The following is a 13,411-nucleotide window of genomic DNA, read 5'->3' on the forward strand; positions in this document are numbered from 1 at the left end:
CAAAGCGATATAGTTTTCTTGCGATCCAATTGATATTCATTCATATTCGTATAAGAGAATTCAATGGAGGGATGTGATGTCATTTTCGCGCCGCAGGTTTCTGCAGGCCACCACGGTTGCGCCGTTGGTAAGCGCCTTTCCAACTCTTTCGAAAGCCGAAGTTTCAATTGGGTCCGCAACCCTTACAACCATAAGCGATGGCTACCTTACATTGCCCGGCAGCTTCCTGTTCGCGCCCATGCTGCAAGACGACCTTGCGCCGATCCTGGCCGAGTATGGTGTGTCGGGCGAAACGCTCCTGCCCGAGTGCAACCTGACCCTTTATCGCGATGGGAAGAATACGGTTCTTTTTGATGTGGGATCCGGCGCGGATTTCATGCCTTCCGCCGGGACGGTGCTGGACAGTCTGGACGCTGCTGGGTTGGCACCGGAAGACATCACACATGTCGTGTTCACCCATGCCCATCCCGATCACATCTGGGGCCTTCTGGATGAGTTTGACGAGCCTGTGTTCTACAACGCGACCTATATGATGGGACGAGCCGAGTGGGATTACTGGTGGAACCCGGAAACCGTGTCTGACATCGGAGAGGCCCGCGCTGCCTTTGCCGTGGGTGCCAAGCGTCGAATGCAAGCGATCGAAGACAGCGTTCACCTGTTCGATACCGATCAAGAGATACTGCCAGGGATCGCTTCCGTCGCGACGCCCGGACATACGCCGGGGCACATGTCCTTTGAGATCAGGCAGGGAAATTCAGCCGCGATGATTGCAGGCGATGCGATTGGCAATCACCACGTGGCGTTTCGCAAACCAAGCTGGCTCAGCGGGTCTGATCAGAACGCCGAACTGGCTGCGACAACCCGGCAGATGCTGTTTGATCGCCTGACGCACGAAGACCTGAGCCTTGTTGGATTTCACCTGCCCAACGGAGGCATTGGTCGCGCCGTTGCAGACGGTGACGGTTATCGGTTTATCGAGGGTTGATCATGCACAAAACTATCTCTCTGATCCTTCTGGCGTCGCCGGCTTTTGCCAGCGAAGATATTGCAGATCAGTATCCGGGATCCCCGCTGTACTCCAAACCGGTCGAAGTCATTCCACATGTATGGTCCGCGATAGGTGCAACTGCCCCGCCAACCTACGACAACAGTGGTCACAACAATAACCTCAGCTTCATTGTGACGGGGGACGGCGTCATCGTGATCAATGGCGGGGCGGCCTATATTCTGGCACGGGCATTACACGAAGAAATCAAGGCCATCACGGACCAACCCGTGAAACTGGTCATCGACGAGAACGGTCAGGGTCATGCTGTGTTGGGCAATTCGTACTGGGCCGAACAGGGTGTACCGATCCTGGCACATGTCGACGCGGCGCATGAGGTCGAGGAACAGGGAAACCGGTTGCTTGAGCAAATGAAGGGCTACAACCGGGACAAGGCCGAAGGCACGTTCATTGCCGCCCCGACCGAGACGTTCGAAGACAAGAAAACCATCGAAATGGGAGGGTTCCGGATTGACGTGCTGCATCTGGGCCCCGCGCACGGGCCGGGTGATACCCAGGTGTGGCTGCCCGATCAGGGCCTTGTCATTGCCGGGGACATGGCCTTTCACGAGCGTATGCTACCCATTTTTGAGGACACAATCGTGCTGGACTGGATCGAAACCTGGGAAAAAGCCTTCGAGCCCTTGAATGCCACCTATGTCATTCCGGGGCACGGCCATCCGACCAACATGGATCAGGTCCGTCGATACACGCACGACTATCTTGTCTATCTGCGCGAGAAAGTCGGCGAACATCTGGACAATGGCGGGGATCTGGCCGAGGCCTACTATGTTGACCAAAGCCCCTACGCAAATCTCGATACGTTCGAAGAACTGGCGACTCGCAATGCCGGACGCGTGTACGAGCAGATGGAGTTTGAGTAGGCGGGTGCCACCGGGTGTCGCCAAATTGAATACCCCGAGATTGATATTTCGACTGCCGGTTAGACCCGCCACAATTGCGCGAAGTCAAGGACGCTCTGAATCAGCCGATGCATGGTGGTTCAACTGACCACGAGCCAGCGGTTTGAATGGAACAACTCATTGATCAGATTGGTGAACCAAAGCTACTGATGGCGTCAGGCGCTGGTGTCGGGCTTGTCTTTGGCGCGGCCGCCTACCATTCGCGGTTTTGCTTACGGGCTGCGACGGTAGAGGTTGCGCAACTTTCGTTTGGGCCAAAACTGGCGATCTGGCTTGTGGCGTTTGCTGCCGGGCTGGCAATGGTTCAAATCGCAATTCTGTCAGGTCATCTGGATGTCAGCACCGCGCGGCAACTTGCCGGAACCGGCAGCCTGTCTGGCGCCGTAATAGGGGGTCTGTTGTTCGGAATCGGCATGGTTCTGGCGCGGGGCTGTGCCAGCCGGCTCCTGGTTCTGTCTGCCTCAGGCAACCTTCGGACAATTGTGACAGGCCTTGTTCTGACCTTGACGGCGCAGGCATCGTATCGCGGCGTTCTGGCCCCGGTGCGCGAAAAACTGGCCGGGATCTGGACAGTTTCCGGCGGGTCAGAAAGGTTGCTGCTCGAAACCACGCCTGTTGTCGGGATCGCTTGTGGGCTGGCCTTGCTGGGAGCCCTAGCATTTGGCATGTCGCAGAACCTGCGAAAATCAGAACTGCTCTCAGCAGCGCTTGTGGGCACGGCGGTTTTTGCGGGCTGGTTCCTGACTTACCGGGTCGCTGCGGTTTCCTTCGAGGTGGTTCCCGTTCAATCCATCACCTTCACAGGACCGTCCGCCGACACCCTGATGGCATTGGTCAATGAACGCGTGTTGCCCATGAGTTTCGGACTGGGGCTGGTTCCCGGCGTCTTTATGGGTGCCCTGAGCGTCGCGCTTGTCACCGGTGAGGCCAAGATCCAACGGTTCGAGGCCGACACACCGATGGAGAGTTACCTGGCCGGAGGTGTTCTGATGGGGTTTGGCAGCATGCTGGCAGGCGGATGCGCCGTTGGGGCCGGTATGTCGGGCGGCGCCAGTCTTGCACTGACGGCATGGGTTGCCATCTTTTGCATGTGGATCGGTGCGATTGGAACCCATGTCCTGATGACCTCGGGGCGCGACGCCAGATCGGTCAATTCGTAGTCCGATCTAGCTGGTTATTGCGCCGCCAAAGGCTGCCGGGCCAACTGGCACTGGGACCAAAGGTCTTCAAGTGCTGTGACCAATCGATCAATGTCCTGCTGCGTGTGAACAGGGGACGGCGTGATCCTCAGACGCTCGGTCCCTTTCGGCACAGTCGGGTAATTGATGGGCTGTATGTAGATGCCGTAGTCCTTCAGAAGCGTGTCCGAGATGAACTTGCACTTGATCGGGTCGCCCACCATCGCGGGAATGATATGGCTGGGGTTGTCGATATGGGGCAAACCTATCGCATCCAGCTTGGCCCGCACTTCGGCCACCCGCTGTTGTTGCATCGAACGCTCCCGATCGCTGTCCTTCAGATGCCGGATCGAGGCCGCCGCCCCGGCCGCAATGGCGGGTGGCAGCGCGGTGGTAAATATGAATCCACTGGCGAATGAACGCACAAAATCACAAACCTCGGCCGAGGCCGCGATGTAACCGCCCATGACGCCGAAGGCCTTACCCAACGTGCCTTCAATGACCGTCAGCCGGTCCATAAGACCCTCGCGTTCGGCAATACCGCCACCCCTTGGACCATAAAGACCAACGGCGTGGACCTCATCAAGATAGGTCATCGCATTGTAGCGCTCGGCCAGATCGCAGATCTCTTTGATCGGGGCGATGTCTCCGTCCATCGAGTAGACGCTTTCAAACGCGATCAGTTTCGGCTGGTCAATCGGCAGTGCGGCCAGCTTCGATTCCAGATCGGCCAGATCGTTGTGTTTCCAGATCACCTTTTGGGCGCGGGAATGACGAATCCCTTCGATCATCGACGCGTGATTCAGCGCGTCAGACAGGACGACACAGCCCGGAATGCTTGAGGCCAGAGTACTCAGGGCGGCCCAGTTGGACACATATCCCGAGGTGAACAAAAGCGCGGCTTCCTTGCCATGAAGATCAGCCAGCTCATCTTCGAGCAACACGTGATCATGCGTGGTGCCGGAGATGTTGCGCGTTCCTCCTGCCCCGGCTCCGGTGCGATCCAGCGCGTCATGCATGGCTTGCAGCACCTTGGGGGATTGTCCCATGCCCAGATAGTCGTTCGAACACCATATAGTGACCTCGCCCGGCCCATTGTGACAGGTCGCGCTGGGGAATTGCCCCCTGTGGCGTTCAAGCTCGGCAAACTCGCGATAATTGCCTTCATCACGCAAGCGCGTCAGTTTGGATCGGAAGAAGCCTTGGTAGTTCATTAGTTCCCCGCTGCCTCAGCAACAATGTCAGTGAGAAGGGCCTGCACTTTCTGCATCGGCCCATCTGGGTATGATCGATACCCTACCATGACCTGGCCTTCCCGATCTGTGACAAAGATACCATAAGGACAAAACTCGATATTCATCGGGTCCGCTTCCATCACCTCGCGCGAGATGACGGCCGAGCAGAACAGGAAGATATCGGCATCGTCGAAAATCGTCACTTCGCTGCCCACATCCTGACCTGTGCGGTTCAGCATGTCACCAACATGGCTGACGGAATCGATCACCAGCCCTTTGCCGACAATCGCGCTTTCGACGGCAAAGGTTGCGTCATCGAAGCTGCCATCAAATGGCACCAGTATTGGCTCGGCGGCGGCTGCACCAGCGGTCATGGCAAGTGCCAAAAGTGTCGTCTTCATATTGCAGCTCCTTCTTCGTTCAGCGCCGTCAGATCTGCGGCCGGGGCCTTTAAACGTTATGCGGAGAGTTCAAAGAGACGCCCTTGATGCCTGATACGCAAAAAGGACGTCCAATCGCCTCAACCGAACATGTCGGCGGTAATTCCTGAATACCAACCCTCAGATTCTTCGTAGGTGGCTTTGCGCAGATCAGCGCTTTCGCCTGTTTGGGAAATGAACCCATCCACCTTGGCGATCTTTTCGGGTGTCGCCTCGTAAGTAGCGCCAACTTTGACGCCATCATTGGTTTCGATGAGGGACCAGCAGGTGTTCGAGAACTTGGCCGGGAACACTTTGGATCCCGTCAACGCACCACGCACAGCATTGGCGCACACCTTGGCCTGGCTGTTGGCCGAGAACCCCGATTTGGGCATGTCCCCTTGTTGCGAGGCATCCCCCAGGACATAGATGTCGGGATCGGCCTTGGTGGACATGTCCGCCGCGTTGACCGGAGCCCAGTTGCCATCGGTCACACCCGCAATCTCGGCAATACGACCGGCTTTCATGGCCGGGATAACATTGCAGACATCAACCTTGGTTTCCTCACCATCAATCGTCACAGTCATTGCAGCCGGGTCCACACTGACATTGCCGCCACCGAAATCTTCACCGATCCAGTCGATCATCCCTTCGTAATGGTTCGCCCAACCTTCCTGGAACAGCGCCATTTTCGAGAATTTTGGCTTGGGATCCGCAACGATGATTTTGGCAGTGGGGTTATTGGCTTTCAGATAATGCGCGACCATCGAGACCCTCTCATACGGGCCGGGCGGGCAACGATACGGGTTTGTCGGGGCCACCATTGCAAATGTGCCGCCTTCGGGCATCGCCATCAGTTGCGCTTTCAGCAGTTCGGTTTGTGATCCGGCCTTATACGCGTGGGGCATCGCATTTTGTGCCGAGATGTCCCAACCGGGGACGGCCATATCGACGAAATCAATACCGGGGCTGAGGATCAGCTTGTCGTATTTCACGCTGCCACCACCGGCAAGCGATACTGTCTTGGCATCGCGGTCGACACCTACGGCCCAGTCATGCACGACATTTACACCACCGGCTGCGAGGCCGCCATATGAATGGCCGATATCCTCGATCTCTTTGAAGCCTGCAAGATAGAGGTTTGAAAAGAAGCAGGTGTAATAGGTCCGCGTCGGCTCGATAAGTGTTACGTCGATCTCGCCTTTGCTGTCTTTGGCGATATAGCGGGCTGCGGTCGCACCACCTGCACCCCCTCCGACAACGACGACGCGTGGTTTGGCATGGCCATCCGCCAAAACCATTGGCGCTGCCACGGCGGCCGTCGCCACGGCGGTTTTGCCCAGAAAAATCCTCCTGTTCATCTTCATTGCAGTCTCCTCCCTGTTTTGCCTCAGTTGTCGAGGCTGTTGAAATACGCCGCCAAGGCGGCGATTTCTTCATCGTTGAGCCGTCCTGCTATCATTTGCATGACAGGATGGTTGCGTTGCTTGGTCTTGTAGGCATGCATGGCGACAACAAATTCGTCTTCCGGCCATAGTACGATTGACGGGATGCCCGCATCCCCTCCGTCCGCCTGATGGCAGGTTGTGCATTCACTGCTTAGATACGCGCCATATTCGGGATCGCCCTGAATTGCCAAAATGGCCTGATCGATGTCATGATCGGTTGCCGTTGCAGTTGGGTCCGCTTCGGGGATGTTTGCGGGGTCATCCGAAAACAACCGCAGATACGCGATGACATTGTGCCGGTCTTCAGGGTTTTTCAGCCCACGAAAGCTCATACGTGTTCCAGAGGCGTAAGACCGTGGGTTTTCCAGAAACGCATCCAGGGTTTCAGCATGCCATTCCAGCCCACTGGATCCAGCGCGCTGAATGCTTTTGGAATAGGTAAACTCCTTCAACCCGGCGGCGGGGCGGCCGAACAAGCCGTTCAGATGCGGTCCAATACGGTTCCGCGCCCCTTCGCCGACCTGATGGCAGCCTTTGCATTTTGCGAAAACCTTCTTTCCAGCCTCGGGATCCCCGAGCGTATTCGCCGCCGCGACGGTAGAAACCGTCATGGCGAGAACTGAGAAATAGAGTCGCAAAAATGGCACCATCTACTATTCACCGATTGATTTGAGATACGCTGTTATTGCGGCCCGGTCTTGCTCTTTCTTCAACCCGGCAAAGCTCATCTTGGTGCCTTTCATATAGGCCTTTGGCTTTGCCAGGAATTCGTCCAGCGTAACCTCGTCCCAAACACGGCCTTCGTCATGTGCCGCTTTGAAGACGGACGAGTAACTGAAGCCATCAACCGCACCGAATTCCCGCCCGATCAAAGCGTTCAACTGCGGGCCCACCTTGTTGGTGGCCCCTTCCCCGACAGCATGGCAGGCCTTGCACTTCTTGTAGACTTTTTTGCCCGCCGCGACCAATTCAGGGTCTATTCCGGCGGTGCTGGCAGTGCCATCTGCAGAAACTGCGGGTGTTTCGGTGTCAGCGGCTGACGTCGAGGTCGCAGTGAACGTCGGCGTATCGGACGTGGTTGCGTCATTCATCACCGACTCTCCGCCCTCTTCCGGCGTGACGTCCAGGAACGTGGCCCGCATGGTGATTTCCACGCTGTCTTTGCAGTTCTCCATACAGGGTTCGACGGACCATTCGGCGTATTCCAGATCAGGCCGATCATCGATAACAAAGCCGTCCTTATTGTACATACCGAACGCTGCGAAATTTTCTTGGGTCAACTCGAACTCATCATCCACCAAATCGTTGGAATACAGAATATAAGCAACGATTGCATAGGTTTCGTCAGCGCTTAGCGTTCCGGCCTCGCCAAAAGGCATCGAGCGGTTCACGTAGTCCCAGACCGTAGACAAATGCGGCCAGTACGAGCCGACGGTTTTAACCGGATCCTTGTCGGCCAACGTGTCAAAACCGCCAGCAAGAACCGGCCAATTGTCGACGCCTTCGGCAAAATCTCCGTGGCAGGAGGCGCATTTATCGGCAAAGACCTCTTCCCCCGTGAACACATCGCCTGAACCTTCCGGCAGACCACGCCCATCCGGAAGAACATCTACATCCCATGCAGCGATCTCTGCCGGAAGAGCTTCACGTCCAACCCCAAGTTTCCCGTCATGTGCGGGCGCCTGTTCTGAAACGCCCATACTGGCAGGGGCCGGGCTGCTGTTGGCCTGCACCTCCTGCAATTGCGTTTCCAGTTCGGCAACCCGCGCCGCATTTTCGTCCGCCAATGCCCGCGCTGCGGCCTCATGAGTCTCGACCTGCGACAGCCGTGTCTTCAGCGTGTCAATCTGGCCGTCGCCATACCCGCGATTTGCAACCGCCACAGCGAGGCTGGAAACCAGCGCGATGCCACCAAATACAGGAAGATAGATACTACTAAGAGACTTCGACATTCTCGGCGATCCCTTCTGCATTCACGTACCAGGTCTGGATACAATTGTTATGATAGACAGAGTTTTCGCCGCGCTTTTCACGCAGCTGTTCCTTGGTCGGTTGGACATATCCGGTTTCATCCATCGCCCGGCTTTGCAGCAGCATCGGCGCGCCGTCCCAGTCCGTATCCAGATAGAACCGAGTCAGGGCCTTTGTGTCACCCTGTTTCCCCAGCCGCGCCGTGTCCCAGGTAATGCCTCCGTCTTTGGAGACGTCGACCCTGGTGATCTGACCATGGCCGGACCATGCAAGACCGGAAATGATCAACGGGCCCTGGCCATGTTTGATCGGCATCTGAGGGCTGGGAGAGGTAATGACCGATTTCGCGTCCATGACCCAGGTCCATTTCCGCGCAACTCCGTTTTCATACACATCCGTGTATTTCGACGTTTCTTCGCGGCTTTCCACGGCTGCATCCGTCACCTCAACCCGGCGGAGCCATTTGACCCACATGTTGCCTTCCCAGCCGGGCACGACCAGACGCAAAGGATAGCCATGCTCCATCCGCAGCGCCTCGCCGTTGGCCTTGAACGCGACCAAAACGTCATCCAGCGCTTTTTCCATTGGGATCGACCGGCCGTTGGACGACGCATCCGCGCCTTCGACATAGACCCATTTGTCCGCAAAGTCCCCGGCCGCATCCAAACCGGCCTCTTGCAGCAACAGGCGCAGCGGCACACCGGTATATTCCATGTTGTGAATCATGCCATGGGTGAATTGCACACCATTCAGCTGTGCACCTGCCCATTCCATGCCGGTATTGGCGGCGCATTCACAGAAATAGACATGGTTTTCGCGCGGGAACCGCTGAAGATCGTCATAGGTGAAGACCAGCGGCTGATCGACCAACCCGTTGATCATCAGGCGATAGTCACCTTTGCTCAGTTCGATGGCGCCGGAATGGTGCCGTTCGAATGCGCATCCCTGCGGCGTGATCGTCCCGTCAAGCGCATGAATCGGCGTGAAGTTGATCGATGATATCGGCGAAGCCGTCAACCATTCCACGTTCCGACGCACCACATCGCTTTCGAAGTGAATCGGAAGGCCATAGGGCGTTTCATCAACGCCTGCGCCGGTGTACGAGGCCCAGTCCTGCAGGTCGGTGATCAACGGGTCAGCAGATTGGGCGGCAACCGAGCCCGCAACCGAGCCGGCCGCGATCGCGGCGCCGCCTCTCAGGAAGGCTCGGCGGGACGGCTTGAACATCTCATCCATGTCTCAAGTCTCCAGTTTTATTTAAACGCCGACAACGTCGACATTGGTGTTATCCTGTACCGTCACGGTACCCAGCTTGCGAATGTGGCTTTCCACGACATCCCAGATCTGCGGACCTTCGGTGTCTTCATTAACCGACGCCCATCCGGCGACCACATAGGATTTAGCCGGATCGATCGCCTCGCCCGTGTTCACAAGCGTCATGTTCGAGATACGTTCGCCCTGCGGCTTGGACACGTCGATCCGATAGCCAAGCCCACCAGTGCGCACCATATCGCCGCCTTGTTGGTAATAGGGATCCGGGTTGAAGATGTTGTCAGCAACATCTTCAAGCACGACTTTCAGGAAATCCCCTGTCATCTCGGTGCGATAGGCTTGACCATAAGACATCGAAGTCACGCCAAAGATATCTTCGCGGGTGATATCCTGACCGGGCACCAGCGATGGGCCCCAGCGTACACCGGGGCTGAGCGCGATTTCCGCGTCACGCTCGCTGAGCAGTGCGTCGCAGATCAGGTCGTCCCAGGTACCATTGAAATTCCCGCGCCGATACAAAAGGCTGTCGGTCTGCCCGATGACTTCGGACATCTCGGCCAGATAGGGCGCGCGCTGTTCGTCGATCAGGGCGGCCACTTCGGCGTCCGAAGTTATCACATCCGAGAAGATTGGGATCAGTTTCGCCCGATACCCCATCATCCGACCGTCACGGATATCAAGATCAACACGGCTAACGAATTTTCCGTTCGAGCCTGACGGCACGATGATGGTTTCACCAACCTGTACCGGCTCGGGCAGGGCGTCGTGCGTATGGCCAGACAGGATGACGTCGATTCCAGGGACAACGCTCGCCATCTTCTTATCAACATCGAACCCATTGTGGCTGAGCACGACGACACATTCCGCCCCGGCGGCGCGCACCTCTTCCACCATCGCGGCCATGTGTTCGTCACGGATGCCAAAGGCATATTCAGGGAACATCCAGCCGGGATTTGCGATGGGCATGTACGGGAACGCCTGCCCAATGACCGCGATCTTTGTGCCGCCGCGTTCAAACATTTTGTAGGGGGGGAACAGCTCGGTCGGTTCGTCCCATTCCGCGTCAAAGATATTCTGCCCCAAGGCCGCAAAGGGCAGCTGTTCAACCAACTCGGCGACGCGATCACTGCCTAAGGTGAATTCCCAGTGAAATGTCATGGCGTCCGGCGCCAGGGCGTTCATCACATTGACCATGTCCTGGCCCTGCGTCTTCAGACAGGTGTAAGAACCGTGCCAGGTATCGCCGCCATCCAGAAGAATGGCGTCTGGACGATCTGCGCGGATTGCCTTGATCACAGTTGCAACCCGATCAAGCCCGCCAACCCGCCCATAGGTCTGTGCAAGCGATGAAAAATCCCCGGAACTCAGCGCATAGTGGCTTGGGCTGCCATCGGCGATGCCATAGAGTTTCCGGAAGTCAGCACCCGTCACATGTGGTACAACGCCCTTGTTGCCGCCGACGCCAATATTTATTGACGGCTCGCGGAAATAGATCGGTTTCAGCTGTCCGTGGATATCCGTGACATGGATCAGGGAGACATTGCCGAACGTGTCGAACTCTAACAACTGGTCCTGTGTCAGAGACTGTTGTGCTGCAAGCCGAGCCCAATTCCCGAAACCGGACGCGCCGACAATGGCTGAAGCTGCCATCCCGACCTGCAAAAAGTCCCGACGCGAAATCATAGTTGCCAGCTCCCGTAAACACATGCGCATGTTTGAATTTTAAGTTAGTGCAATGGCCCCGTGCATGACACGGGGCCAGTCAGATCATCAGTTTCTTACAGAAGGCGTCTCGACCGACAGGCCCTGGCCGCGCGACGCTATGTAAAGCTCCAGCGCTTTGAACTCGTCACCGCCTTCTTTGAAGGGTGTGGCCCGAATGTTCTTCATGCATCCTTTGAAGCGCCCGTGGATGGAATTCAGCTTGGCGTTCTTTAAACGATAGGTGGGAAAGCCATTGACCTGGCCCTGGGACAGGTGGTCCGCCCGGATCATGACGCCATAATTGTCTTCGTGACAATTCGAGCAGGCCATGTCCAGCTGACCGACACGCGTATAGTACAGGTCCTTTCCTTTTTCCCAGAAAGGCGCGGCATCGCCGTCGATGGCAACTTCGACAGGCATACCACGTGATTGCACGCCAATAAGCGCGGTCATCGCCGTCATCTGGCCGCCCGACCATTTCCAAGGCTCGGCACCCATATGTTCGACACGGCTGCGGTTGATCAGATCTTCCAGCGTAACAAGTTCGCCGTTTTCGACACGTGGCAGCTGAGCTCGTAGCCCTGCGAAATCTTCAACACTCTCATGGCAGGACGCGCATGATTTCTCGGCTGACCCATCGACCTGCTCCCACAGATCCTCGGCTTGCTCAACGAACACAAATGCCGGGTTGTCAAAGTCGTCCACTTCCAGGGCCTGAGTTTCCGGCGAACGAAACCGCCATCCGGAATAGATAGTGTCGATATTTTCCAAATGATCCGGCGCTGCCACCTCAGTGATCATTGCCTCACCGTCAATGCTCAGCGAATTGCTGTCCTGAGCAGTCGCGGCGCCGGCCAACCCAATCGCTGCTGCCGTAATCCATAATGTCGCGCGCATGTGGCTACCTCCCTGGCTCTGCACCCTTGTCTTCTTACGAGACCGATATTTTTTTGCTTTCTTCGTAGACGGACCCGTCATCGTCATACCAGGTGAACTTGAACTCACCGGTTTCCGGGACAACAGCTTCGAACTGGAAATAGGGGTTGGTTGAAATCGCCGGTTCCAACGTCACATCGATCACGTTCTGGCCATTGAATTCAGCGGTGAAGCGATTGATGATCGAGCGTGGGACGATGTTGCCATCATCGTCTTTACGCTGCCCGCTTTCCATCTTGTGGCTGATCAGGGTCTTGATGGTGATCGTCTCACCTGCTGCCGCCGTTTTTGGGACTTTGACCCGGGGTTTTACACCAGATGCCATAGTGTCTCTCCTTGCGTTTCGTGAGTTCAGCCGCCGCAACCGCCGATTGTTACTTTGACATTGGCTTTCGCCATCTGGAATGAACCGTCTTCCATCTTGGCGATGGCAACAACGTTCTGTGTTGCGGCAAGGCGAATACGCGTTGATGCACTGCGTGACGCGCTGAGCGGGCCAAAGTTGAACGTTGCGACGTTCGGCACCGGGTTGCCGTCTGCGTACAGCGTGATCGAAACGGCACCGGGTGCTTCGACCTTGACGGGTACGGTATTACCGTTCTCTGCGATTTCCGGCGCGGTCAGTACAACCACACCTTCCCCAATGTCAGCGCCCCCGGTCAGGGCTGCGATCGCTTCGTCCGTCAGGCTGGCAAACGCCGGAAGACCGGTAAAGCTTGCCAGGGCAAGCGTACCGGAGCCGATCGCGAGGATTTTTCGCCGTGTCAGTTCCATATCATGCTCCAAATTTCGTGGATTACTGTTCTTTCAGCGTCATCAGGTAGGCCACGACATCTTCGACCTGCTGCGCGGTCAAAATGCTCTGGCCTGCGAAATCATCCAGTGGCCGCTCATAGCCGCTGTCGATGTAGAAAGCGGGCATGATCGTCCCTTCGAACATATTCTTCGAGTTCGAAACGATCCCGCGGAGTTCAGCTTCGGTCCAACGATCCGCTACGCCGTCCATTGGTGGGCCAACTTCGCCGTGGAAGCCTTCTTCGGGTATTTCCGAGTTGGTATGGCAGGCGAGGCAGTTACCCTCTTTGCGGTTTGCAAAAACCGCCCTGCCCGTTGCTGGATCACCGGCGACGCCGGTCAAGGATGTTTCAACCGCGCCATCCGTAAAGGACACGTCCATCGGTTTCAGTTCACCCGCTGTGGCGGTTGATGCACATAGCATCATGGCAAAGCCTAGCTTCAACGCGTTTCTCATGCCTCCTCCCAAAGACGATTCTTGTCGG

Annotated in this window: 14 protein-coding genes; 3 read left to right on the forward strand and 11 right to left on the reverse strand. The window is 56.8% G+C overall.

From position 1 onward, the window contains the following. Positions 1–76 precede the first annotated feature (76 nt). The 3 genes from Q1B13_RS07695 to Q1B13_RS07705 all read left to right on the forward strand — a co-directional run bounded on the left by Q1B13_RS07695 (position 77) and on the right by Q1B13_RS07705 (position 3,128). Positions 77–985 carry an MBL fold metallo-hydrolase gene (locus Q1B13_RS07695; RefSeq protein WP_299079117.1) on the forward strand — a complete coding sequence of 303 codons (909 nt, stop codon included), beginning with the start codon at positions 77–79 and terminating at the stop codon, positions 983–985. Between the two features lie 2 nt (positions 986–987). Continuing rightward, complete coding sequence (locus Q1B13_RS07700) at positions 988–1,929, forward strand: MBL fold metallo-hydrolase (protein ID WP_299079120.1); 942 nt, start codon at positions 988–990, stop codon at positions 1,927–1,929. 146 nt (positions 1,930–2,075) lie between these two features. After that, positions 2,076–3,128 (forward strand): YeeE/YedE family protein, encoded by a 1,053-nt coding sequence (locus tag Q1B13_RS07705; protein ID WP_299079123.1) that lies wholly within the window; start codon positions 2,076–2,078, stop codon positions 3,126–3,128. 14 nt (positions 3,129–3,142) lie between these two features. Here Q1B13_RS07705 and hemA read toward each other — a convergent pair whose 3' ends face one another. The 11 genes from hemA to soxX all read right to left on the reverse strand — a co-directional run bounded on the left by hemA (position 3,143) and on the right by soxX (position 13,383). Further along, complete coding sequence (gene hemA / locus Q1B13_RS07710) at positions 3,143–4,360, reverse strand: 5-aminolevulinate synthase (RefSeq protein WP_299079126.1); 1,218 nt, start codon at positions 4,358–4,360, stop codon at positions 3,143–3,145. Next, the gene (locus Q1B13_RS07715; protein WP_298934394.1) at positions 4,360–4,782 is read right to left on the reverse strand and encodes a DUF302 domain-containing protein; all 423 of its coding nucleotides are present in this window, start codon (positions 4,780–4,782) and stop codon (positions 4,360–4,362) included. The genes hemA and Q1B13_RS07715 overlap by 1 nt, the downstream gene beginning before the upstream one ends. 119 nt (positions 4,783–4,901) lie before the next feature. Then, positions 4,902–6,167, reverse strand: a complete 1,266-nt coding sequence (locus tag Q1B13_RS07720) for an NAD(P)/FAD-dependent oxidoreductase (protein ID WP_299079129.1) — start codon at positions 6,165–6,167, stop codon at positions 4,902–4,904. A 23-nt stretch (positions 6,168–6,190) separates the two neighbouring features. Beyond that, positions 6,191–6,859, reverse strand: a complete 669-nt coding sequence (locus tag Q1B13_RS07725; RefSeq protein ID WP_299079132.1) for a c-type cytochrome — start codon at positions 6,857–6,859, stop codon at positions 6,191–6,193. Between the two features lie 42 nt (positions 6,860–6,901). Next, positions 6,902–8,200 carry a c-type cytochrome gene (locus Q1B13_RS07730; RefSeq protein ID WP_299079135.1) on the reverse strand — a complete coding sequence of 433 codons (1,299 nt, stop codon included), beginning with the start codon at positions 8,198–8,200 and terminating at the stop codon, positions 6,902–6,904. Beyond that, entirely contained in the window at positions 8,184–9,455 is a 1,272-nt protein-coding gene (gene soxC / locus Q1B13_RS07735) for a sulfite dehydrogenase (protein ID WP_299079137.1), read from the reverse strand. The genes Q1B13_RS07730 and soxC overlap by 17 nt, the downstream gene beginning before the upstream one ends. 21 nt (positions 9,456–9,476) lie before the next feature. Next, complete coding sequence (gene soxB, locus Q1B13_RS07740; RefSeq protein WP_299079139.1) at positions 9,477–11,174, reverse strand: thiosulfohydrolase SoxB; 1,698 nt, start codon at positions 11,172–11,174, stop codon at positions 9,477–9,479. An 87-nt stretch (positions 11,175–11,261) separates the two neighbouring features. Beyond that, positions 11,262–12,092, reverse strand: a complete 831-nt coding sequence (gene soxA, locus Q1B13_RS07745; RefSeq protein WP_299079141.1) for a sulfur oxidation c-type cytochrome SoxA — start codon at positions 12,090–12,092, stop codon at positions 11,262–11,264. A 34-nt stretch (positions 12,093–12,126) separates the two neighbouring features. Continuing rightward, positions 12,127–12,456, reverse strand: a complete 330-nt coding sequence (gene soxZ / locus Q1B13_RS07750; RefSeq protein ID WP_299079143.1) for a thiosulfate oxidation carrier complex protein SoxZ — start codon at positions 12,454–12,456, stop codon at positions 12,127–12,129. A gap of 26 nt (positions 12,457–12,482) precedes the next feature. Next, positions 12,483–12,905 (reverse strand): thiosulfate oxidation carrier protein SoxY, encoded by a 423-nt coding sequence (gene soxY / locus Q1B13_RS07755; protein WP_298934380.1) that lies wholly within the window; start codon positions 12,903–12,905, stop codon positions 12,483–12,485. Between the two features lie 22 nt (positions 12,906–12,927). Beyond that, entirely contained in the window at positions 12,928–13,383 is a 456-nt protein-coding gene (gene soxX / locus Q1B13_RS07760; protein ID WP_299079145.1) for a sulfur oxidation c-type cytochrome SoxX, read from the reverse strand. Between the last annotated feature and the right edge of the window lie 28 nt (positions 13,384–13,411).

It is taken from the genome of uncultured Ruegeria sp. (genome assembly GCF_947489545.1).
Classification (GTDB): Bacteria; Pseudomonadota; Alphaproteobacteria; order Rhodobacterales; family Rhodobacteraceae; genus Ruegeria.